Origin of the sequence: Pseudomonas sp. JBR1, assembly GCF_028198185.1 — a bacterium.
Lineage (GTDB): Bacteria > Pseudomonadota > Gammaproteobacteria > Pseudomonadales > Pseudomonadaceae > Chryseomonas > Chryseomonas oryzihabitans_E.
This window is the reverse complement of the sequence record NZ_CP116340.1, coordinates 4827976-4847879: the sequence shown is the minus strand read 5'-3', so window position 1 is coordinate 4847879 and position 19904 is coordinate 4827976. Positions and strand designations below refer to the sequence as shown.

The window sequence follows — 19904 nt, the reverse complement described above, 5'->3', positions numbered from 1 at the left end:
CGAACTCAGCGGGTGATGCCACGCGTCGCACTCAGGATGGAGTCACGGAATACCGCCACCTCGGGAAACTGCTGGGCCACCGGCTCCAGCTCCCGCATGGCGTCATCGACGGTCAGCCCCTGGCGATAGACCACCTTGTAGGCGCGGCGCAATTCCTTGATGACCTCGGTCGAGAAGCCGCGCCGCCGCATGCCTTCGAAATTCATGCTACGGGCTTCGGCCGGGTTACCGAACACCGTGACATAGGCCGGTACATCCTTGCCGATGGCCGTACCCATGCCGGAAAAGCTGTGGGCGCCAATACGGCAGAATTGATGGACCAGGGTATAGCCGGAGAGAATCGCCCAATCGTCGACATGCACGTGTCCGGCGAGGGCCGTGTTGTTGACCAGGATGCAGTGATTGCCGATCACGCTGTCATGGCCGATGTGCACATAGGCCATCAGCAGATTGTGATCGCCAATGGTGGTCTCTTCCCGATCCTGCACGGTACCGCGATGGATGGTGACCCCTTCGCGGATGGTGTTGTGATCGCCGATGCGCAACCGGGTCGGTTCGCCCTGATACTTGAGGTCAGGCGTATCCTCGCCGATGGACGAGAACTGGAAGATGCGATTGTGACGTCCGATCATGGTCGGACCCTTGAGGATGACGTGAGGCCCGATGACGGTACCCTCGCCTACCTCCACATCTGGCCCGATGATCGACCAGGGGCCGACCTGGACATCGGCAGCGAGCCGTGCCTTGGGGTCGACGATAGCCCTGGGGTCAATCAACGTCATAGCTTGCGTTCCGCGCAGATAATCTCGGCCGAGCAGACCGGCTTGTCGTCCACACTGGCCCGACATTCGAATTTCCAGATGCCGCGCTTGGTGCTGATGAAGCGAGCGTCGAGCATCAGCTGATCACCCGGCGTCACCGGCTGGCGAAAACGCAGCTTATCCGATCCGACGAAGTAGTACAGGGTGCCGTCGGCCGGCGAGGAATTCATCATCTTGAAGCCAAGGACACCGGCTGCCTGCGCCATGGCCTCGACGATCAGCACGCCCGGCATGATCGGGTGCTGGGGAAAGTGGCCAGTAAAGAACGGCTCATTGATGCTGACGTTCTTGTAGGCACGAATGCGCTTGGCTTCGATATCCAGCTCCAGCACGCGATCCACTAACAGAAAGGGATAGCGATGCGGGAGATATTCACGGATCTCGTTGATGTCCATCATGGTCGGGGAAGGCCTGTTCAGAAAGGGGAAACATCCGATGCAGAATCAAGCATCAGAAGCAGCGTCATCCCGCGAGGTCACGGTAGCAACGATTTTTTCCAGATGTTGCAGACGGCGAGCCATGTCGTCGAGGTGACGAATCCGCGCGGCGCTCTTCTTCCACTCCCCGGCCGGCTGCATGGCCGTACCGGAGGAATAGGCACCGGGCTCGGTAATCGAGCGAGTCACCATGGTCATACCGGTGACGAACACGTTGTCGCACACCTCGATATGACCGACCATGCCCACGCCGCCGGCGATGGTGCAGTGTTTGCCGATCTTGGTACTGCCAGAGATGCCGACACAGGCTGCCATGGCGGTGTGCTCACCGACCTGGACGTTGTGCGCGATCATGATCTGGTTGTCGAGCTTGACGCCATTACTGATGATCGTGTTCGCCAGGGCGCCACGGTCGATGGTGGTATTGGCCCCGATCTCGACGTCGTCGCCGATCAGCACCCCACCCAGCTGGGCGATTTTTTGCCACTGGCCGCGCTCGCTGGCGAAGCCGAAGCCTTCCGCGCCGATCACGGCGCCGGATTGCACCACTGCTCGTTCGCCGATGATCACGTCGTGATAGAGCGTGACCCGTGGCGCCAGCCAGCTGTCTGCACCAATGACGCTGCGCGCACCCACTACGCAGTGAGCTCCCAGACTCACGCCAGCACCGATGTGCGCCTGTGCCTCAATCACCACATAGGGGCCAATGGCCGCCGTCGGATCGACCTGGGCATCCGCAGCGACGAGCGCCGTAGGATGGATGCCGGCCGCGCTACGTGGCTTGCGGTCGAACAGATGGGACAGCCGTGCATAGGCCAGATAGGGATTGGCCAGGATAAGGGCATCGCCGGCATAGCCGTCGGCGTCCTTTTCCGTGAGCAGCACCGCCCCAGCCTGGGTGTCGGCCAGATAGCGGCGATACTGCGGATTGGCAAGAAAACTCAGCTGGTCAGCACCGGCCTCTGGCAGGGTAGCCAGGCCGGTTACCAGGCGCTCGGGCGAACCGCGTAATTCCACGGTCAACTGGCGGCTTTCCAGCCATTGCGCCAGCTCGCCCAGCGTAAAGGTCGTATGGCTCATTAACGACCCGCGTTCATGCGCTCGATGACTTGGCGCGTGATGTCGTACTGCGGCTTCACGTCCACCACGGCACCGCGCTCGAGCACCAGATCGTAATCACCCTTCTTCAGCACCTCTTCCACGGCCTTATCCAGGCGCGGCTTGAGCAGCTTGAGCATGTCACGGTCGGACGCGGCCTTGGCATCGTTGAGTTCCTTGGACTGGAACTGGAAATCCCGGGCCTTCTGACGGAAATCATTTTCCAGACGGGTGCGCTCGGCCTGGGCCATCTTGTCACCGCCCTTGTTGAGCTTGTCCTGGATATCCTTGGCCGAGCCCTCCAGACTCTTCAGCTTGTTCAGCTGAGGACCGAATTTCTTTTCGGAATCGACCGCGTACTTCTTGGCGGCGTCCGACTCCAGCAGGGCCATCTGGTAGTTCAGCACGGCGATCTTGGTGTCGGCGAAAACCGGAGCGGCAACGAGAACGGCAGCGAACAGAGCGTAACGGGTGTACTTGTGCACAGTTGACTCCTGCGTAAAGCGCAAAGGTGTAACCTGGGTCAGAACGTCTGACCCAGCGAGAACTGGAAGACCTGCGGATCGGAGTTGGTCGGCTTCTTGACTGGAACGCCGAGGCTGAAGCTCAGCGGACCTAAGGCAGTAACCCAGGTCACACCGACGCCGACGGAGCTGGCCATATTGGAGAAGCTGACGTCGCCGCAGTTTTGTGTCGAGTTCAGGTAGCACTTGGTGCTGAACACGTTACCCACGTCCCAGAACAGCACGGTTCGCAGGGACTTCTGATCCTTCACGAAGGGCAAGGGGAAAAGGTATTCCACACCACCGGTGATCAGGACGTTGCCACCGAAAGCTTCGTCATTCTCACGGTCGCGGAAGCCTTGACCTTGAGCAGCGTAATTGGGCGGGCTCTTTGGTGGCGTTGTCCGCGGACCCAGGCTGCTGTCCTCGAAACCCCGGACCGAGTTGAAGCCACCGGCATAGTAGTTCTCGTAGAACGGCAGGCCGTCGGTGCTGCCATAGCCGTCACCGTAACCCAGCTCAGTATGGAAGCGTAGCGCGGTGTTGTCAGTCAGCGGCGTGAACAACTGGCCCCGGTAGTCGAGCTTATAGAAGCTCAGGTCGCTACCCGGGATGGTGATCTGACCGGTCAGGCTCTGAGAGGCGCCACGGGTCGGCAGGACACCGCGGTTCAGCGTCGAGCTCGACCAGCCAATGCTGGCCTTGAAGTTGGTGAAGTTATCCCCTTCGCGCTGGACAAAATCATAGATCTCGTCGGCACTGTAGGTACCGGGATTGATCTCGTCTTTCTGCACGCTCAGACCATAGGTCAGGCGCGAGGTCTCGCTGATCGGATAGCCCAGGGTGACACCGGTACCCAGGCTGTTGATCGAGTAGTAGGAGACGTCACTGTCGTACAGTTTGCTGTAGTCGGTGCTGCGATAGAAGATGTTGTAACCCAGGCTCACGCCGTCCGGGGTGAAGTACGGGTCGGTGAAGCTGAAGTTGTAGCGACTCTGGTACTGGGAACGGGTCAGACCGATGCTGACCTGGTTGCCGGTACCAAGGAAGTTGTTCTGGCTGATGGAGCCACCGAGGATCAGACCGGCGCTCTGGGCGAAGCCGATGCTGGCTGTGATGGAGCCCGACGGCTGCTCTTCGACGTTGTAATTGACGTCGACCATGTCGTCGGTGCCAGGCACCTGGGGCGTCTCGACCTTGACTTCCTTGAAGTAGCCCAGGCGCTCGAGGCGGGTCTTGGACTGGTCGATGAGGTAGGTGGAAGCCCAACCGCCTTCCATCTGACGCATCTCGCGACGCAGCACCTCGTCCTCGGTCTTGGTGTTGCCGCGGAAGTTGATGCGGTTGACGTAGGCACGCTTGCCCGGGTCGACCACATAGGTCAGGGACACGCTGTGGTCGTCGTCATGGGGCTCGGGCAAGCCGTTGACGTTGGCGAAGGTATAGCCTTCGTTGCCGAGTCGACGAGTGATCAGATCCGAAGTGCTGGTCATGACCTTGCGCGAGAAGACCTGGCCCGGCTGGACCAGCATTAGTTTACGCAGTTCTTCCTCCGGCACCTTGAGGTCGCCGGACAGCTTCACTTCACGAACGGTGTACTTCTGCCCTTCGTTGACATTGACCGTGATGTAGACGTGCTTCTTGTCGGGCGTGATGGACACCTGGGTCGAGGTGATGTCCATGTTGATGTAGCCGCGATCCAGGTAATAGGAGCGCAGGCGTTCGAGGTCACCCGCCAACTTTTCCCGGGAGTACTTGTCATCGTTACGGAAGAACGACAACCAGTTGCTCGGCTTGAGCTCGAACAACGAGGTGAGATCGTCTTCGGCAAAGACCGTGTTGCCCACCACGTTGACGTGGGAGATGGTCGCAACCTCGCCCTCGTTAATGGTGATCTTCAGCTGCACCCGGTTGCGAGGCTGGGGCACCACTTCGGCATCGATGCTGGCGGAATAACGGCCCTGGGCGACGTACTGGCGCAGCAGTTCATTGCGCACCCCTTCCAGCGTCGCACGCTGGAAAATCTCACCCTCGGCGAGACCAGCCTGCTTGAGACCCTTCATCAGGTCGTCGCTGGAGATCGCCTTGTTGCCTTCCAGGGTGATACTGGAAATGGAAGGACGCTCGACCAGGTTCACGACCAGGACGTTACCGTCACGACCCAGCTGGATGTCCTGGAAGAATCCGGTACGGAAGAGGGAACGGGAAGCCTCGGCCAATTTGTTGTCGTCAACGGCCTCGCCCACGTTCAGCGGCAAGGCGCCAAAGACGCTGCCGGACGATACACGTTGCAATCCGTTGACGCGGATATCGGAGATGGTGAAGGACTCGGCGTGTACCTCGCCGATCATCAGCGCGGCTATTACCGCAGGTAGCAGCAGGCGTTTCATGAGTCCCTTTTATTCCAACTGGCAAATAAAGAATCTGCCGCACTGGGCGGCAGATTCGGCAATCAGCAGAGTGTCAGAGGCGACCGAGGTCATTGACCAAGGCCAGCAGCATCACACCCACGACGAGGCTAATACCGATCTGCATGCCCCATGTCTGCACACGCTCGGACAAGGGCCGCCCGCGAATCCACTCGACGAAGTAGAACACCAGGTGACCACCGTCGAGCACAGGGATAGGCAACAGATTCAGAACCCCCAGGCTTATGCTCAGGTACGCCAGAAAATTGAGGAAATCCCCCAGGCCTGACTGAGCCGAAGCGCCCGCCACTTTAGCAATGGTTATCGGCCCGCTCAAGTTTTTTACCGACAGCTCTCCCAAGAGCATCTTCTTCAGGGAAACCAGCGTGAGCACGCTCATCTGCCAGGTTCGGCCGATGCCTTCACCCACGGCGGCCACCGGTCCATAGCTAATTTCGCGAACCATGTCCGCTGGCCATTTGACCGGCGCCACACCGGCGCCCAGATAGCCGGACTCGGTAGCATCGACATGGCGCGCCCCAAGGCGAAGGGAAACGTCCTGCTGCTGACCCTGGCGTTCGTAAGTCACCTTGACCTGCTGATTGGGATGGGCTCGCACCCAGTCCACCGCCTGCTGCCAGTCCTTGATGGCCGTCTCGTTCAACGCGAGCAGACGGTCGCCGGTCCGCAGGCCAGCGGCCTGGGCAGGACCCGCCGGATCCAGTTCGGCGAAGACAGCGGGGATTTCTGGCCGCCAGGGTTTCAGGCCCAACGCCTGAATCGGATCGGGATCTTCCGCACCGCGTAGCCATGAGTGGAGTTCGATGACGCCATTCTGCTCCGCGGTGGTCCCTGGAAGCGTATAGCGGATACGCAGCGGACCGCTTTCACCCAGACGATCGACCAGACGCAGGTTGACGGCGGACCAGCTGTCCACGGCAGCGTCATCGATCGCGGTCAGCTCCGCCCCGACCGGGATGCCGGCAGTCGCAGCCGGTGTATCGGCTGCTATCGCCCCCACGACCGGACGCGGTTGCTGGGAGCCCAGCATGGCCAGCAACCAGAAGAACAGGATGGCTAGCAGGAAATTGGCGATCGGACCAGCGGCCACGATGGCGATGCGCTGGCGCACCGTCTTACGGTTGAAGGCGGCATGCTGCTCTTCGGGCGGGACGGGTGCTTCGCGCTCGTCCAGCATCTTCACGTAGCCACCCAGGGGGATGGCCGCCACCACGAATTCGGTACCGTACCGGTCTTGCCAGCGCAGCAGTGGCTTGCCGAAGCCTACGGAAAAGCGCAGGACCTTGACGCCGCACCGGCGCGCGGTCCAGAAATGGCCATACTCGTGAATGGTCACCAAGACGCCCAGGGCGATCAGGGTTCCCAGTATCGTATAAAGGATGGACATTGGCTGCCTCCGCTACCTCAGTGTGCAGATTCTGCGGACTCGCAGGCCAGGTGTCGAGGCGCGGGATCAGCGCCTCGACAACCACTCCTGGGCCAGCTGCCGAGCGGTATTGTCGGCCGCGAAGACCGCTTCCAGATCGGCGGCCGGACAGGGCTCGACCCCCTTGAGCACCGACTCGATCAGTTGCGGGATCTCGGTAAAACCGAGTTGACCCGCGAGAAAGGCCTCGACGGCGACCTCGTTGGCGGCATTGAGCGTCGCCGGCATGCAACCGCCCGCCTGAGCGGCTTCGCGCGCCAAGCGCAGACAGGGAAAGCGCGCTTCATCGGGCCGCTCGAATTCGAGCCGGCCGATGTCGAACAGGTTCAGGGGCGCCACCCCGGAGCCGATACGCTCCGGCCATGCCAGGGCATGGGCGATGGGAGTGCGCATGTCGGGGTTGCCGAGCTGAGCCAGCACCGAACCGTCCACATAGTCCACCAGAGAGTGGATGACGCTCTGGGGGTGGATGACCACCTCGACCTGCTCTGGCGTCGCCTCGAACAGCCAGCAGGCCTCGATCAGCTCCAGCCCCTTGTTCATCAGGGTGGCCGAATCCACCGAAATCTTGCGTCCCATCGACCACTTGGGATGAGCGCAGGCCTGATCCGGTGTCACTCCGATCAACTCTTCGGCCGGTGTCTCACGGAACGGGCCGCCCGAGGCCGTGAGCAAGATTCGGCGCACGCCCTTGCGGGCCAACCCCGGCGTCGCCGGATCGGCCAGGCACTGGAAAATCGCATTGTGCTCGCTGTCGATGGGCAACAGGGTCGCGCCGCTGGCCTGCACCGCCTCAATGAAGAGGGCGCCACTCATGACCAGGGCTTCCTTGTTGGCGAGCAGCACGCGCTTGCCGGCCTTGACCGCGGCCAATGTCGGCTTGAGTCCCGCCGCCCCGACAATCGCCGCCATGACGGTATCGACCTCGGGATGAGCAGCAATGAACTCCAGACCCGCCTCCCCTACCAAGATCTCAGGGAACGCCTGGGCGCCCTGCAGCAGATCGGCCAGCCGGTCGGCGGAGGCCTGGTTCGGCACAGCGGCGTAGACTGGCTGGAAGCGATGGCAGAGCTCGGCCAGCTCGTTCAGACGGCGATGGCCGCTAAGGGCAAGGATCTGATAACGGTCAGGATGCTGCGCCACGACATCTAGGGTGCTGGCGCCGATGGATCCCGTGGCACCCAGGACGCAAAGCCGCTGGACGTTCACTGGACACCCCAGCCAGCCCACCAGAGCAGCAAGGCGAACAGCGGGACGGCGGCGGTAAGGCTGTCGATACGATCCAGCACGCCGCCGTGCCCTGGCAGCAGCTGACTACTATCCTTGAGTCCGGCCTGACGCTTGAACATGCTTTCGGTGAGGTCGCCCACCACGGAGATCAGCACCACGCAGGCGGCGCCAAGGAGCGCCTGCAGCAGGTCACCAAAACCCCAGCCGCGGACCAAGCCCAGCACCAGAGTGGCCACCAGCGCGGCGGCCAAGCCACCATAGAGCCCTTCCCAGCTCTTGCCCGGACTTACGGCTGGCGCCAGCTTGCGCTTGCCAAAGGCCCGTCCGGAAAAATAGGCGAAGATGTCGGCGAGCCACACCAGCATCATCACTTCGAGAATCAGCAGATTGCCGCCCGGCGCTGCCTTGAGCAGCATCAGTCCTTGCCAGGCCGGCACCAGCACTACCAGCCCGATCAGCAGACGTCGCCAGGAAGCCTGCCAGGCCCGAGCGCTATCGGGATAGGTCAGTACCAACACGGTCGCGTACAGCCACCAGGCGAGACTGATGAACAGCAGGCCGTGCGCGCCGGCAGGCATCCACCAGCAAAGCAGCAAGGCCAGGGCGACCACGGCGGCATAGGCGCAACGCAGTGGCTGAGCCTCCAGCCCCGCCAAGCGCGCCCATTCCCAGGCACCCAAGACAACGACCGCACCGATGAACAGAGCGAAGGCTGCTCCTTCCAGCCAGAAGAATCCGGCCAGCGCGATGGGCAGGAGCACCATCGCCGTGATAACTCGCTGCTTCAGCATTAGGCGCGTAGCTCCGCTTCCACCTGTTCGCAGGTCCTGCCGAACCGCCGTTGGCGGGTGGCAAAGTCGGCCAGGGCGGCGTGCATGGCCTCGTGCTTGAAGTCCGGCCAGAACAGGTCGGAGAAATACAGCTCGGCATAGGCGATCTGCCAGAGCAGGAAGTTGCTCACCCGCCGTTCTCCGCCAGTACGGATGCAGAGGTCGGGCAAAGGTAGATCGGCGGTCGCCAGGCAACCCTGCAACAGTTCCGGCGTGATGGCCGCGGGCTGTAGAGTGCCCTGCTGAACCTGCAGCGCCAGTTGCTGGGCAGCCTGGGTGATATCCCATTGCCCGCCATAATTGGCCGCGATCTGCAGCACGAATCGGGTGTGGTGGGCGGTGAGCGCCTCGACTTCCGCCATGGCAGCCTGCAATTCCGGATGGAACAGCGAGCGATCGCCAACGATGCGCAGCCGAATGCCGTTCTGGTGCAGCTTCTTGGCTTCCCGCCGCAAGGCGGAAAGGAAAAGCTCCATCAGGGCGCCAACCTCGTCGGCCGGACGCCGCCAGTTCTCGCTGGAAAAGGCGAACAGCGTCAGCACCTCGACGCCCGCATCGCCGCAGACCTCGATCACCGCCCGAACAGCGTCCACTCCGGCTTTGTGACCGGCGACCCCCGGCAGCAACCGACGGCGCGCCCAGCGATTGTTCCCATCCATGATGATCGCCACATGACGTGGCACCACCTTGCCTGGCTTGCTCATGCCCATGCTACATCCCAACCGTTGTCAAACAGCCATCAAGTCGGCTTCCTTGGCCTCCAGAGCCTTGTCCACCTCGGCGACGAATTTATCAGTCAGCTTCTGGACTTCATCCTGAGCACGACGATCCTCGTCTTCACTGATTTCTTTTTCCTTGAGCAGGTCCTTGAGCTGAGCCAGGGCATCGCGACGGATGTTGCGCACGGAGACCCGTGCCTGTTCGGCTTCGGCACGCGCCTGCTTGGTGAAGCCCTTGCGCGTCTCTTCGGTCAGCGCCGGCATCGGCACGCGAATGGTGGTGCCCGCAGTGGCCGGATTGAGGCCCAGGTCCGAGGTCATGATCGCCTTTTCCACGGCCTGGATCATGCTCTTGTCGAACACGTTCAAGGCCAGGGTCCGCGAATCCTCGACGTTGACGTTGGCGACCTGACGCAGCGGGGTATCGCTGCCGTAGTAAGACACCATGACGCTGTCCAGGATGCTCGGGTGAGCACGCCCGGTACGGATCTTGGCAAAGGCGTGGCCCAGGGCTTCCAGGGTCTTGGTCATGCGCGCCTGCGCATCCTTCTTGATCTCGTCAATCATGCTGCTCCCTCCTCGATCAGGGTACCCTCGCCACCACCCACCACGATGTTGAGCAGGGCGCCGGGCTTGTTCATGTTGAAAACCCGCAGGGGCATGTTGTGATCACGGCAGAGACAGATAGCCGTGAGATCCATGACGCCCAGCTTGCGGTCGAGCACCTCGTCGTAGGTCAAGCGCTCGAATTTTTCGGCATTGGGATCCTTGAAGGGATCAGCCGTGTATACACCATCCACCTTGGTGGCCTTGAGCACCAGATCGGCTTCCACCTCGATCGCACGCAGGCAGGCGGCGGAATCGGTGGTGAAGAACGGATTGCCGGTACCGGCGGAGAAGATGACCACTTCGCCACCCTTCAGCTGACGCAATGCCTTGCGGCGATCGTACTGGTCAGTCACGCCGACCATGGAGATGGCGGACATCACCGTGGCGGGAATGTTGGAGCGCTCCAGGGCGTCGCGCATGGCCAGGGCGTTCATCACGGTAGCCAGCATGCCCATGTGGTCGCCGGTCACCCGGTCCATGCCCACGGCGGACAGCGCCGCACCGCGGAACAGGTTGCCACCGCCGATCACCAGACCGACCTGAACACCAATGCCCACCAGCTGGCCGATTTCCAGCGACATGCGATCCAGCACCTTCGGATCGATCCCGAAGTCTTCACTTCCCATCAGGGCTTCGCCACTGAGCTTCAGCAGAATACGCTTGTAACGGGGTTGGCGACCACTCATCTGCTGTGCCATTCACTCTCTCCTGTGGCGATGAACATGTGCGGGGGATTTTGATCCTGCGATAGGAAAGCGCAACCGCAGTTGCGTTCACTCCAATCGGCAAAAAACTCCTTGGGAGGCGAGAAACTAGACCTGCCTACCAATTTGACAAAGAGGCCGCGCGCTCGAAGCGGGCGGCCTCCTGGTCAACGGCGGATGCCGGGCTTACTGCTTGCTGGCAGCCAGCTGGGCAGCCACTTCGGCAGCGAAGTCGACTTCGGCCTTCTCGATGCCTTCGCCCACTTCGTAGCGCACGAAGGAGACGATCTCGGCGCCGGCTTTCTTGGCCAGCTCACCGACCTTGACTTCCGGATCCTTGATGAAGGGCTGCTCAACCAGGCTGGCTTCGGCCAGGAACTTGTTGATACGACCCTTGACCATGTTCTCCACGATGTTTTCCGGCTTGCCGGCGATCTTGTCGGCGTTCAGCGCCAGGAAAATTTCCTTTTCCTTGGCGACAGCTTCTTCGGAAACCTGGGAGGGATTCAGGAACTGGGGGTTGCTCGCCGCGACGTGCATGGCGATTTCCTTGGCCAGTTCGGCGGTGCCACCCTGCAGGGTAACGACCACACCGATGCGGTGACCGTGCAGGTAGGCGCCAACGACATCGCCTTCGACACGGGTCAGGCGACGGATGTTGACGTTCTCGCCACACTTGGCGACCAGCGCCTCACGAGCAGCTTCCTGAGCGGCGATCAGCGGAGCGGCATCGCTCATCTTCTCGGCAAAGGCCTTGTCCAGGCTGGCGGCGACGAAGCCCTTGAAGTCGTCCTGCAGAGCCAGGAAATCGGTCTGGGAGTTGACTTCGATGATGACGGCAGCCTTGTGGTCATCAGCGACCTTGACCGCGATGGAGCCTTCGGCAGCCACGTTACCGGCCTTCTTGGCAGCCTTGATGGCGCCAGCGGCACGCATGTCGTCGATGGCTTTCTCGATGTCGCCACCGGCAGCGGCCAGGGCCTTCTTGCAATCCATCATGCCTTGGCCGGTGCGCTCGCGCAGTTCTTTGACCAGGGCTGCAGTGATTTCTGCCATGTTTGAAATCCTCTTGAATCGGTTTCGAGGTCACTCCGCACAGAGACGGAGCCAATGAAACGCCAGTAGGCAAAAAGGGGGCTAGGCCCCCTTCTCGCACGTCGAACCGCTCGACCCTAGGGTCGACTTGCTCAGCCCTCGACGGCTTCGGCAGCGGCTTCTTCGACGAATTGCTCGCCCGCACCACCGTTGTTACCACCACGGATCACGGCATCGGCAACGCTGCTCAGGTACAGCTGAACGGCGCGGAAGGCGTCGTCGTTACCGGGGATGACGTAGTCAACGCCTTCCGGGCTGCTGTTGGTATCGACTACGCCGATGACCGGGATGCCCAGCTTGTTGGCTTCGGTGATGGCGATGCGCTCGTGGTCGACGTCGACCACGAACAGTGCGTCCGGCAGGCCGCCCATCTCCTTGATACCACCCAGGCTGCGCTCGAGCTTCTCGAGGTCACGGGTACGCATCAGGGCTTCTTTCTTGGTCAGCTTGTCGAAAGTACCGTCCTGGGACTGGATTTCCAGATCGCGCAGACGCTTGATCGAGGCACGGATGGTCTTGTAGTTGGTCAGCATGCCGCCCAACCAGCGGTGATCGACGAAGGGCTGACCGCAACGAGCGGCTTCTTCGCGAACGATCTTGCCGGCGGAACGCTTGGTGCCGACGAACAGGATCTTGTTCTTGCCGGAAGCCAGGCGCTCAACGAAGGTCAGGGCCTCGTTGAACATCGGCAGGGTTTTTTCGAGGTTGATGATGTGGATCTTGTTGCGCGCACCGAAGATGTACTTGCCCATCTTCGGGTTCCAGTAACGGGTTTGGTGGCCGAAATGCACGCCGGCTTTCAGCATGTCACGCATGGAGACTTGAGACATTTAGATGTTCCTCGTAGTCGGGTTGGGCCTCCACGCATCCCAATGACCAACTTCCCTTGGGAAGCACCCAGGTCATCGTGTCGATGCGTGTGTGGGGTTAGGAGCGCTAAAGGGCAGAGCCCCGAAAAAGCGCGCGACTTTATATCACGCCTTATCGGATACCACCAGCGGCGATTGGTGGACACCGGAGATCCGGGGTGCTGCCGGTGGCCACAGCAAGGGCAACAGCTCTGATAGAATAACGGATCGAAAGCTAACACCCGGCGTGATACCTAGAGATTTCCGATGACCGTCATCCTCAAGACCCCTGAAGACATCGCCAAGATGCGCGTCGCCGGCCAATTGGCCGCCGAGGTGCTCGAAATGCTGGACGAACACGTGCGTCCCGGCATCACTACCGAAGAACTGGATCGACTGGCCCACGACTATATCGTCAACGTGCAGCAGGCCATTCCCGCCCCGCTGAACTACAAGGGCTACCCCAAATCCATCTGCACCTCGCTGAACCACGTGGTCTGCCATGGCATTCCCAATGACAAGCCACTCAAGAGCGGCGACATCATGAACGTGGACATCACCGTGATCAAAGATGGCTATCACGGGGATACCAGCAAGATGTACCTGGTAGGTGACGTTCCCGAGTGGGCCGGCCGCCTCTGCCAGGTCACCCAGGAGTGCCTCTACAAGGGCATCGAGCTCGTCCGTCCCGGCGCGCGTCTGGGGGACATCGGCGAGGTCATCCAGAAATATGCCGAGAAGAACGGCTTCTCGGTGGTCCGCGAATACTGCGGTCACGGCATCGGCAAGGGTTTCCACGAGGAGCCGCAGGTGGTGCATTACGGCCGCGCCGGCACTGGCCTCGAGCTGCAGGCCGGGATGATCTTCACCATCGAGCCGATGATCAACCAGGGCCGCTACGAGACCCGCCTGCTGGGCGATGGCTGGACCGCCATCACCAAGGACCGCAAGCTGTCCGCGCAGTGGGAACACACGGTGCTGGTCACCGAAGAGGGTTACGAGATCCTGACCCTGAGAAAGGACGAAACCTTTCCCCGCGTTTCTGCGTGAGTGAGCGCCCATGCCCCAGGTCGATTCGGAGTTGTTCGACGCCGGCCAGTTCCAGGCTGAGCTTTCGCTGAAAGCCAGCCCTCTCGCGGCCTTCAAGAAATTCATCCGGGCCGCGAACGCCACCCTGGATGCCCGTTTCCTGGCCGGACGCAGCGTGCGTCGCCTGGTCGAGGATCGCGCCTGGTTCGTCGATCAGTTGCTCACGGCGGCCTGGAATCGCTTCAGTTGGCCGTCTGACGGCATCGCCCTGCTCGCCGTAGGCGGCTATGGGCGCGGCGAATTGCATCCGCACTCGGATATCGACCTGCTCATCCTGCTCGCCGAAGAAGAGCAGGAGCGCTTCCGCGCATCCATCGAAGGCTTCCTGACCCTGCTATGGGACGTGGGCCTGGCCGTGGGGCAAAGCGTCCGGTCCCTGCGCGAATGCACCACCGAGGCCCTGGCCGACCTGACGGTGATCACCAACCTGATGGAAAGCCGCACCCTCGCCGGCCCCGAGCACCTGCGCCAGGCGATGCTGGCGGCGACAGGCGTCGAGCATCTCTGGCCCGGACGCGCCTTCTACCTGGCCAAGCGTGCCGAACAGAGCGCGCGGCACGCGAAGTACAACGACACCGAATACAACCTCGAACCCAATGTGAAGGGTTCACCGGGTGGTCTGCGCGATATCCAGACACTACTGTGGATCGCCCGGCGCCAGTTCGGCACCCTCAATCTGCAGGCGCTAGTAGGCCAGGGCTTTCTGACCGAAAGCGAATGCGGCCTGCTGACCTCGGCACAGGAGTACCTGTGGAAGGTCCGCTATGCCCTGCACATGCTCGCCGGTCGCGCCGAGGACCGCCTGCTGTTCGACCACCAGCGGCGCATCGCCAATCTGCTCGGTTACGAGGACAACGACGCCAAGCTCGCGGTAGAACGCTTCATGCAGAAGTACTACCGGGTGGTGATGGACGTCTCCCAGCTCAGCGACGTGGTGATGCAGCACTTCGAGGAAGTGAATCTGCGCGACGAGCAGGTGCCTGCCGCGGTCACCCCGCTCAACAACAGGTTCCAGATCCGTAACGGCTATCTCGAGGTGGTGCATCCCCAGGTCTTCCTGCGCACCCCCTTCGCCCTGATGGAGCTGTTCGTCCTGCTGGCGCAGAACCCTGCGATCAAGGGACCGAGCGCCGGTACCATCCGCCTGCTACGCGACAGCCGTCACCTGATCGATGACGCCTTCCGCCAGGACATTCGCAACACCAGCCTGTTCATCGAGCTGCTCAAGAGCGAATCCGGCATCCACCGCAATCTGCGGCGCATGAATCGTTATGGCCTGCTGGGGCTCTACCTGCCCGAATTCGGCCAGATCGTCGGGCAGATGCAGCACGACCTCTTCCACATCTATACGGTCGACGCCCATACCCTCAATCTCATCAAGCACCTGCGCAAGATGAGCTACGACGTCCTCGCCGAGAAGTATCCGCTGGCGACGCGGGTGATCCACAAGCTGCCCAAGCCGGAGCTGATCTATGTCGCCGGCCTCTACCACGACATCGCCAAGGGTCGTGGTGGCGATCACTCGGAGCTGGGCGCGGAAGACGTGGAAGCTTTCGGTCGCCGCCACCAGCTGCCGGAGTGGGACACCCGTCTGGTCAGCTGGCTGGTACGCAACCACCTGGTAATGTCCACCACCGCCCAGCGCAAGGATCTCTCCGATCCCCAAGTCATCCACGACTTCGCCCTGACCGTTGGCGACCACACCCACCTGGACTATCTGTATGTCCTGACCGTGGCCGACATCACCGCGACCAATCCGTCGCTATGGAACTCCTGGCGCGCCACCCTGCTCCGCCAGCTCTACACCGAGACCAAGCGTGCCCTGCGTCGGGGCCTGGAGAATCCGGTCAACCGCGAGGAGCAGATCCGCAGTACCCAGCAATCGGCATTGGATACCCTGATGCGCCGCGGCATCGATGCCGATGACGCCGAGCAGCTCTGGTCGCAGCTGGGTGATACCTATTTCCTGCGCCATACCGCGCTGGACGTCGCCTGGCACACCGAGGCCATCCTCGGCCATGGCGATACCGCCGAGCCTTTGGTGCTGATCCGCGAGACCACCCAGCGTGACTCCGAGGGCGGCACCCAGATCTTCATCTATGCCGCGGACCAGCACGACTTCTTCGCGGTGACCGTGGCGGTGATGGACCAGCTCAACCTGAACATTCAGGACGCACGCATCATCACCTCCAGCAGCCAGTTCACCCTGGACACCTACATCGTGCTGGATACCGATGGCGGCTCGATCGGCAACAATCCCGCGCGTATCACCCAGATCCGCGCCGGTCTGATCGAGGCCCTCAAGCATCCGGAAGAATACCCGAGCATCATCAATCGGCGCGTGACCCGCCAGCTCAAGCATTTCGCCTTTTCGCCCCAGGTGAACATCTATACCGACACCACGCGCTCGGCGAGCCTCATCGAGCTGACAGCGCCCGACCGACCCGGCCTGCTGGCGCGGGTGGGACGGATCTTCCTCGATTTCGACCTGTCCGTGCTCAACGCCAAGATCGCCACCCTCGGCGAGCGCGTGGAAGACGTCTTCTACGTGACCGACGCCGACGGTCGCCCACTGTCGGATCCCAGCCTCTGCGCCGCGCTGCAGCAAGCCCTGATCAAGCAGCTGGGCGAGCGGGACAGCCAGACGCCACTCAGTCGCATCAGCATCTAGTCTCGAACGAAGGACCACCCGACGATGAATCCCACCCTCGACCTGCTGCAGCCCTATCCGTTCGAGAAACTGCGTGCCCTGCTCGCCACCGTCACCCCGCCGGCTTCGATCAGACCCATCCCGCTGTCGATCGGCGAGCCCAAGCACCCGGCACCCGCCTTCGTCGCCGAGGCGCTGACCGCGAATCTGGCTCAACTGGCGGTCTATCCCACCACACAGGGAATCGCCGACCTGCGTGAGGCCATCGCCGACTGGGCCGGCCAGCGCTTCGCCGTCCCCGCGGGCTGGCTGGATCCGGCTCGCCACGTGCTGCCAGTCACTGGTACCCGGGAAGCCCTGTTCTCCTTTACCCAGGCAGTGGTGGATCGCAGCAAGCACGGTCTGGTGCTGAGCCCCAATCCCTTCTATCAGATCTACGAAGGGGCGGCCCTGCTGGCCGGCGCCGAGCCGCATTATCTGCCCTGCCTGGCGGACAACGGCTTCAACCCCGATTTCGATAGCGTTCCGGATACGGTCTGGCAGCGGTGCCAGCTGCTCTTCCTCTGCTCCCCGGGTAATCCCACGGGCGCCCTGCTGCCCCTGGAAACGCTGAAGAAGCTCATCGAACTCGCCGACCGCCACGATTTCGTGATCGCCGCCGACGAATGCTACAGCGAACTCTACTTCGATGAAGCCAGCCCGCCGCCCGGCCTGCTGACCGCCTGCGCCGAACTGGGTCGCAGCGACTTCGCCCGCTGCGTGGTCTTCCACAGCCTGTCCAAGCGTTCCAACCTGCCGGGCATGAGATCCGGCTTCGTCGCCGGCGATGCCACCATCCTCAAGCGCTTCCTGCTCTATCGCACCTATCATGGCTGCGCCATGCCGGTGCAGGTGCAGAAGGCCAGTGCCGTGGCCTGGCGCGACGAGGCCCATGTCCGCGAGAACCGCGCGCTCTACCGGCAGAAATTCGCCGCCGTACTGGACATTCTGCAGGGCAGTCTGGACGTCTCCCTGCCGGACGGCGGCTTCTATCTCTGGGCCAAGACACCCGGCGATGACGAAGCCTTCGCCCGCGACCTCTTCGCTCGCGAGCACGTGACGGTCGTACCGGGCTCCTACCTCTCGCGCGAGGTGGAGGGCACCAACCCAGGTGCCGGACGGGTACGCATGGCGCTGGTCGCCCCCCTGGCCGAGTGTGTGGAAGCAGCGGGGCGCATCCGCCGCTTCTGCAAGGGCTAGCGGTTGCCCTGATCGCGCATCAGCGCGGTCTCCTGGATGTCCAGTTCGCGCAGGAATTCGCTGACCACCAGGTCATCGATCACGCCGGCGATGCGCAGCCGATAGAGTTCGCGACGCTGGGCGCGGATGGCGAGCAGACGCAGCTCGCCATCCAGGGTGTCACGTAGACGCGCCAAGGAACGGGCATCCTCGCTGTCATCGGCGGAACTCAACTCGTCGCGAAACTCGGCAATGATGCCAGCCTTGATCTCCGCCTGCAGCGCTGCCCGGGCTGGTTCGTCCGCATCGTCTGATTCCACGTCCTCCAAGGCCCCGATGGCCGCCCGGGCGGCATTGATCCGTACCTCGCAGCGTTCACGCTCCAGCAGGTCGTTGGACTGCTCCGGCAAACGCGCCAGGAGCAGCGGAATGCCGACGCTCGCCACCACCAGTGACAGCAGGATCACGCCGGCGGCGATGAATACCAGGACATCACGCAGGGGAAAAGGCGTGCCATCCGACAGCATCAGCGGCAGCGACAGCACACCCGCCAGAGTCACGGCGCCACGTACCCCGCTGAGGGAAGCAATGGCGGCGATGCAGCGGGGATCGCCAGCGATGGTGATAGGGCCACTGCCGGGCTGGGTCAGGTGCCAATAGCCCAGGATGACCCCGAAGCGAATGGCCATGATCACCAGATAGGCCCCCACCACGTAGAGCGTCAGCCAGCCCGCGGCCGGCCAGAGCGCCTGGGAAGCTGGCAGCGCGGCCGCCAGGATGTCAGGCAGCTGCAGGCCAAGGATGAGAAATACCAGGCCGTTGAAAGCGAACTCCACCAGCCCCCAGACGCTGTGATTGAGCAGTCGGGTGGCGGTCTGTCGAGGCAGCATGTCGACCCGGCTCTGCATCATCCCGGCGGCCACCGCCGAGAGGATGCCCGAGACGCCCAACCGCTCTGCCAGCACATAGGCGGCGAAAGGCAGCAACAGCATGAAGACGACATGGGGTGCGGCATCGCTCCAGCCTCGTCGGATCACCATCCAGGCCCGGGCACGACCGACCAGCCAGCTCAACACCCCGCCAACCAGCGCCCCACCCAAGGCGACGATGACGAAATCCAGGCTGGCCTGGCTGAGCGAAAAGGCGCCGGTCAGGGCTGCCGCCACGGCGAACTTGAAGGTCACCAGGCCCGAGGCATCGTTGAGCAGGGCCTCGCCCTGGATCACATGCAGCAGCGCACTGGGCAGCCGTCCGCGGACGATGCTGGAAACGGCCACGGCATCGGTTGGCGACAGCACAGCAGCCAGGGCGAAGGCCACTGCCCAGGGCAGCTTGAGCATCCAGTGCAGGAACCAGCCGGCGCCCAGCACCGTGAGGAACACCAGGCCGAAGGCCAGTACGAAGATGGGGCGCCGCAGCCGCCAGAATTCGCGCTTGGGCATGCGCCAGCCATCGGAGAACAGCAGCGCCGGGATGAACAGCAACAGAAAGAGTTCGGGATCCAGGGCGACATGCAACCCCAGCGTGGGCCAGGCGAGCAAGGCGCCCACCACCACCTGGATCAGTGGCAGCGGGATGGGAATGAGGTGGGCGCTGAGACGGGTGGCGCCCACCATCAGCAAGAGGATCAGAGCGGTATAGAGAATCTGCACAGTGGTCTCGTGGTCGGGGCACCGGTCGCGGTACCAGATACAGAAGATGCGTCCCGCGAGGCTGGGGACACGTCGACCTCAGGTTGTTGGGACTGATGTCGAAGTATTTGGTTTACCCAAACTTTACCCCGGGCTACCTAGGCGAGCGGCCACCGTTGCGGTCTGATAGAGATGCCCGGTTTCATCACCCCGGGTCGCAGGAGAATCATCATGCTACGTCGCATCACTCAAGCTGTGGTGCTTGCCGGTTGCCTCGCCATCGCCGGTCAGGCGTCCGCCCACGGTCGTGGTCCCGGCCCGGCCTTTCTTGGTGCAGTGGTTGGCGCCGTGGTTGGCGGAGCCATCGTCTCCCACTCCTATGCCCGCGAGCCGGTCTACATCGAGGGGCCACCGCCGCCACCGCCGCGCGTGGTCTACTACGAGCCGGCACCGGTCTACGAGTATCGCGTGGTTGAGCCGCGCCCCGTGTACTACGGCCCGCCACCTGGCGCCTACTACTATGGCCCGCCCCCACGCTGGTAAAGGCCCATGAAAAACCCGCCGAAA

General features: G+C 62.5%; 18 protein-coding genes. 4 read left to right on the top strand and 14 right to left on the bottom strand.

Going from position 1 to position 19904, the window contains the following annotated elements; genetic code table 11:
- Positions 1–5: 5 nt before the first annotated feature.
- The 13 genes from lpxA to rpsB form a co-directional block, all read right to left on the bottom strand.
- Entirely contained in the window at positions 6–782 is a 777-nt protein-coding gene (lpxA, locus tag PJ259_RS22360) for an acyl-ACP--UDP-N-acetylglucosamine O-acyltransferase (RefSeq protein WP_271654213.1), read from the bottom strand.
- Positions 779–1219, bottom strand: coding sequence for a 3-hydroxyacyl-ACP dehydratase FabZ (gene fabZ / locus PJ259_RS22355; protein ID WP_059314053.1), 441 nt, complete (start codon positions 1217–1219; stop codon positions 779–781). Before fabZ ends, lpxA begins: the two co-directional genes overlap by 4 nt.
- A gap of 45 nt (positions 1220–1264) precedes the next feature.
- Positions 1265–2338 carry a UDP-3-O-(3-hydroxymyristoyl)glucosamine N-acyltransferase gene (gene lpxD / locus PJ259_RS22350; RefSeq protein ID WP_059314052.1) on the bottom strand — a complete coding sequence of 358 codons (1074 nt, stop codon included), beginning with the start codon at positions 2336–2338 and terminating at the stop codon, positions 1265–1267.
- Positions 2338–2841, bottom strand: a complete 504-nt coding sequence (locus PJ259_RS22345) for an OmpH family outer membrane protein (RefSeq protein ID WP_271654212.1) — start codon at positions 2839–2841, stop codon at positions 2338–2340. Before PJ259_RS22345 ends, lpxD begins: the two co-directional genes overlap by 1 nt.
- A gap of 38 nt (positions 2842–2879) precedes the next feature.
- Positions 2880–5249, bottom strand: coding sequence for an outer membrane protein assembly factor BamA (bamA, locus tag PJ259_RS22340; RefSeq protein WP_271654211.1), 2370 nt, complete (start codon positions 5247–5249; stop codon positions 2880–2882).
- Between the two features lie 73 nt (positions 5250–5322).
- Positions 5323–6675, bottom strand: a complete 1353-nt coding sequence (gene rseP / locus PJ259_RS22335) for an RIP metalloprotease RseP (RefSeq protein WP_271654210.1) — start codon at positions 6673–6675, stop codon at positions 5323–5325.
- A 66-nt stretch (positions 6676–6741) separates the two neighbouring features.
- The gene (gene ispC, locus PJ259_RS22330) at positions 6742–7923 is read right to left on the bottom strand and encodes a 1-deoxy-D-xylulose-5-phosphate reductoisomerase (RefSeq protein ID WP_271654209.1); all 1182 of its coding nucleotides are present in this window, start codon (positions 7921–7923) and stop codon (positions 6742–6744) included.
- Positions 7920–8735 carry a phosphatidate cytidylyltransferase gene (locus tag PJ259_RS22325; protein WP_059314047.1) on the bottom strand — a complete coding sequence of 272 codons (816 nt, stop codon included), beginning with the start codon at positions 8733–8735 and terminating at the stop codon, positions 7920–7922. Before PJ259_RS22325 ends, ispC begins: the two co-directional genes overlap by 4 nt.
- Positions 8735–9484 (bottom strand): polyprenyl diphosphate synthase, encoded by a 750-nt coding sequence (gene uppS, locus PJ259_RS22320; RefSeq protein ID WP_167348558.1) that lies wholly within the window; start codon positions 9482–9484, stop codon positions 8735–8737. The genes PJ259_RS22325 and uppS overlap by 1 nt, the downstream gene beginning before the upstream one ends.
- Before the next feature lie 18 nt (positions 9485–9502).
- Positions 9503–10060: a ribosome recycling factor gene (frr, locus tag PJ259_RS22315; protein WP_059314046.1), complete on the bottom strand. Its 558-nt coding sequence runs from the start codon at positions 10058–10060 to the stop codon at positions 9503–9505.
- On the bottom strand, positions 10057–10800 hold the full coding sequence (pyrH, locus tag PJ259_RS22310) for a UMP kinase (protein ID WP_059314045.1): 744 nt from the start codon (positions 10798–10800) through the stop codon (positions 10057–10059). The genes frr and pyrH overlap by 4 nt, the downstream gene beginning before the upstream one ends.
- Positions 10801–10992: 192 nt before the next feature.
- Positions 10993–11862: a translation elongation factor Ts gene (gene tsf / locus PJ259_RS22305; protein WP_007159493.1), complete on the bottom strand. Its 870-nt coding sequence runs from the start codon at positions 11860–11862 to the stop codon at positions 10993–10995.
- A gap of 131 nt (positions 11863–11993) precedes the next feature.
- Complete coding sequence (gene rpsB / locus PJ259_RS22300) at positions 11994–12731, bottom strand: 30S ribosomal protein S2 (RefSeq protein ID WP_059314044.1); 738 nt, start codon at positions 12729–12731, stop codon at positions 11994–11996.
- Positions 12732–13016: 285 nt separating this feature from the next.
- On the opposite strand from rpsB, the gene map reads away from it, so the two are divergent.
- The 3 genes from map to dapC are packed head-to-tail and all read left to right on the top strand — an operon-like array spanning position 13017 to position 17727.
- Positions 13017–13799, top strand: coding sequence for a type I methionyl aminopeptidase (gene map / locus PJ259_RS22295; RefSeq protein ID WP_271654208.1), 783 nt, complete (start codon positions 13017–13019; stop codon positions 13797–13799).
- A gap of 10 nt (positions 13800–13809) precedes the next feature.
- Positions 13810–16509, top strand: coding sequence for a [protein-PII] uridylyltransferase (locus PJ259_RS22290; protein ID WP_271654207.1), 2700 nt, complete (start codon positions 13810–13812; stop codon positions 16507–16509).
- A gap of 24 nt (positions 16510–16533) precedes the next feature.
- A complete protein-coding gene (gene dapC / locus PJ259_RS22285; RefSeq protein WP_271654206.1) occupies positions 16534–17727 on the top strand; it encodes a succinyldiaminopimelate transaminase in 1194 nt (397 codons plus the stop codon).
- Here dapC and PJ259_RS22280 read toward each other — a convergent pair.
- A complete protein-coding gene (locus PJ259_RS22280) occupies positions 17724–19358 on the bottom strand; it encodes a Na+/H+ antiporter (RefSeq protein WP_271654205.1) in 1635 nt (544 codons plus the stop codon). The genes dapC and PJ259_RS22280 overlap by 4 nt on opposite strands.
- Positions 19359–19568: 210 nt before the next feature.
- Between PJ259_RS22280 and PJ259_RS22275 the strand changes: the two genes are divergently transcribed.
- Positions 19569–19880: a hypothetical protein gene (locus PJ259_RS22275; RefSeq protein WP_271654204.1), complete on the top strand. Its 312-nt coding sequence runs from the start codon at positions 19569–19571 to the stop codon at positions 19878–19880.
- Positions 19881–19904 lie beyond the last annotated feature (24 nt).

Bases quoted from the DNA above. Each gene is read 5' to 3' on its own strand.
- lpxA (WP_271654213.1), bottom strand. From the start codon at position 782: ATGACGTTGATTGACCCCAGGGCTATCGTCGACCCCAAGGCACGGCTC.
- fabZ (WP_059314053.1), bottom strand. From the start codon at position 1,219: ATGATGGACATCAACGAGATCCGTGAATATCTCCCGCATCGCTATCCC.
- lpxD (WP_059314052.1), bottom strand. From the start codon at position 2,338: ATGAGCCATACGACCTTTACGCTGGGCGAGCTGGCGCAATGGCTGGAA.
- bamA (WP_271654211.1), bottom strand. From the start codon at position 5,249: ATGAAACGCCTGCTGCTACCTGCGGTAATAGCCGCGCTGATGATCGGC.
- rseP (WP_271654210.1), bottom strand. From the start codon at position 6,675: ATGTCCATCCTTTATACGATACTGGGAACCCTGATCGCCCTGGGCGTC.
- PJ259_RS22325 (WP_059314047.1), bottom strand. From the start codon at position 8,735: ATGCTGAAGCAGCGAGTTATCACGGCGATGGTGCTCCTGCCCATCGCG.
- uppS (WP_167348558.1), bottom strand. From the start codon at position 9,484: ATGGGCATGAGCAAGCCAGGCAAGGTGGTGCCACGTCATGTGGCGATC.
- frr (WP_059314046.1), bottom strand. From the start codon at position 10,060: ATGATTGACGAGATCAAGAAGGATGCGCAGGCGCGCATGACCAAGACC.
- pyrH (WP_059314045.1), bottom strand. From the start codon at position 10,800: ATGGCACAGCAGATGAGTGGTCGCCAACCCCGTTACAAGCGTATTCTG.
- tsf (WP_007159493.1), bottom strand. From the start codon at position 11,862: ATGGCAGAAATCACTGCAGCCCTGGTCAAAGAACTGCGCGAGCGCACC.
- rpsB (WP_059314044.1), bottom strand. From the start codon at position 12,731: ATGTCTCAAGTCTCCATGCGTGACATGCTGAAAGCCGGCGTGCATTTC.
- map (WP_271654208.1), top strand. From the start codon at position 13,017: ATGACCGTCATCCTCAAGACCCCTGAAGACATCGCCAAGATGCGCGTC.
- PJ259_RS22290 (WP_271654207.1), top strand. From the start codon at position 13,810: ATGCCCCAGGTCGATTCGGAGTTGTTCGACGCCGGCCAGTTCCAGGCT.
- dapC (WP_271654206.1), top strand. From the start codon at position 16,534: ATGAATCCCACCCTCGACCTGCTGCAGCCCTATCCGTTCGAGAAACTG.
- PJ259_RS22275 (WP_271654204.1), top strand. From the start codon at position 19,569: ATGCTACGTCGCATCACTCAAGCTGTGGTGCTTGCCGGTTGCCTCGCC.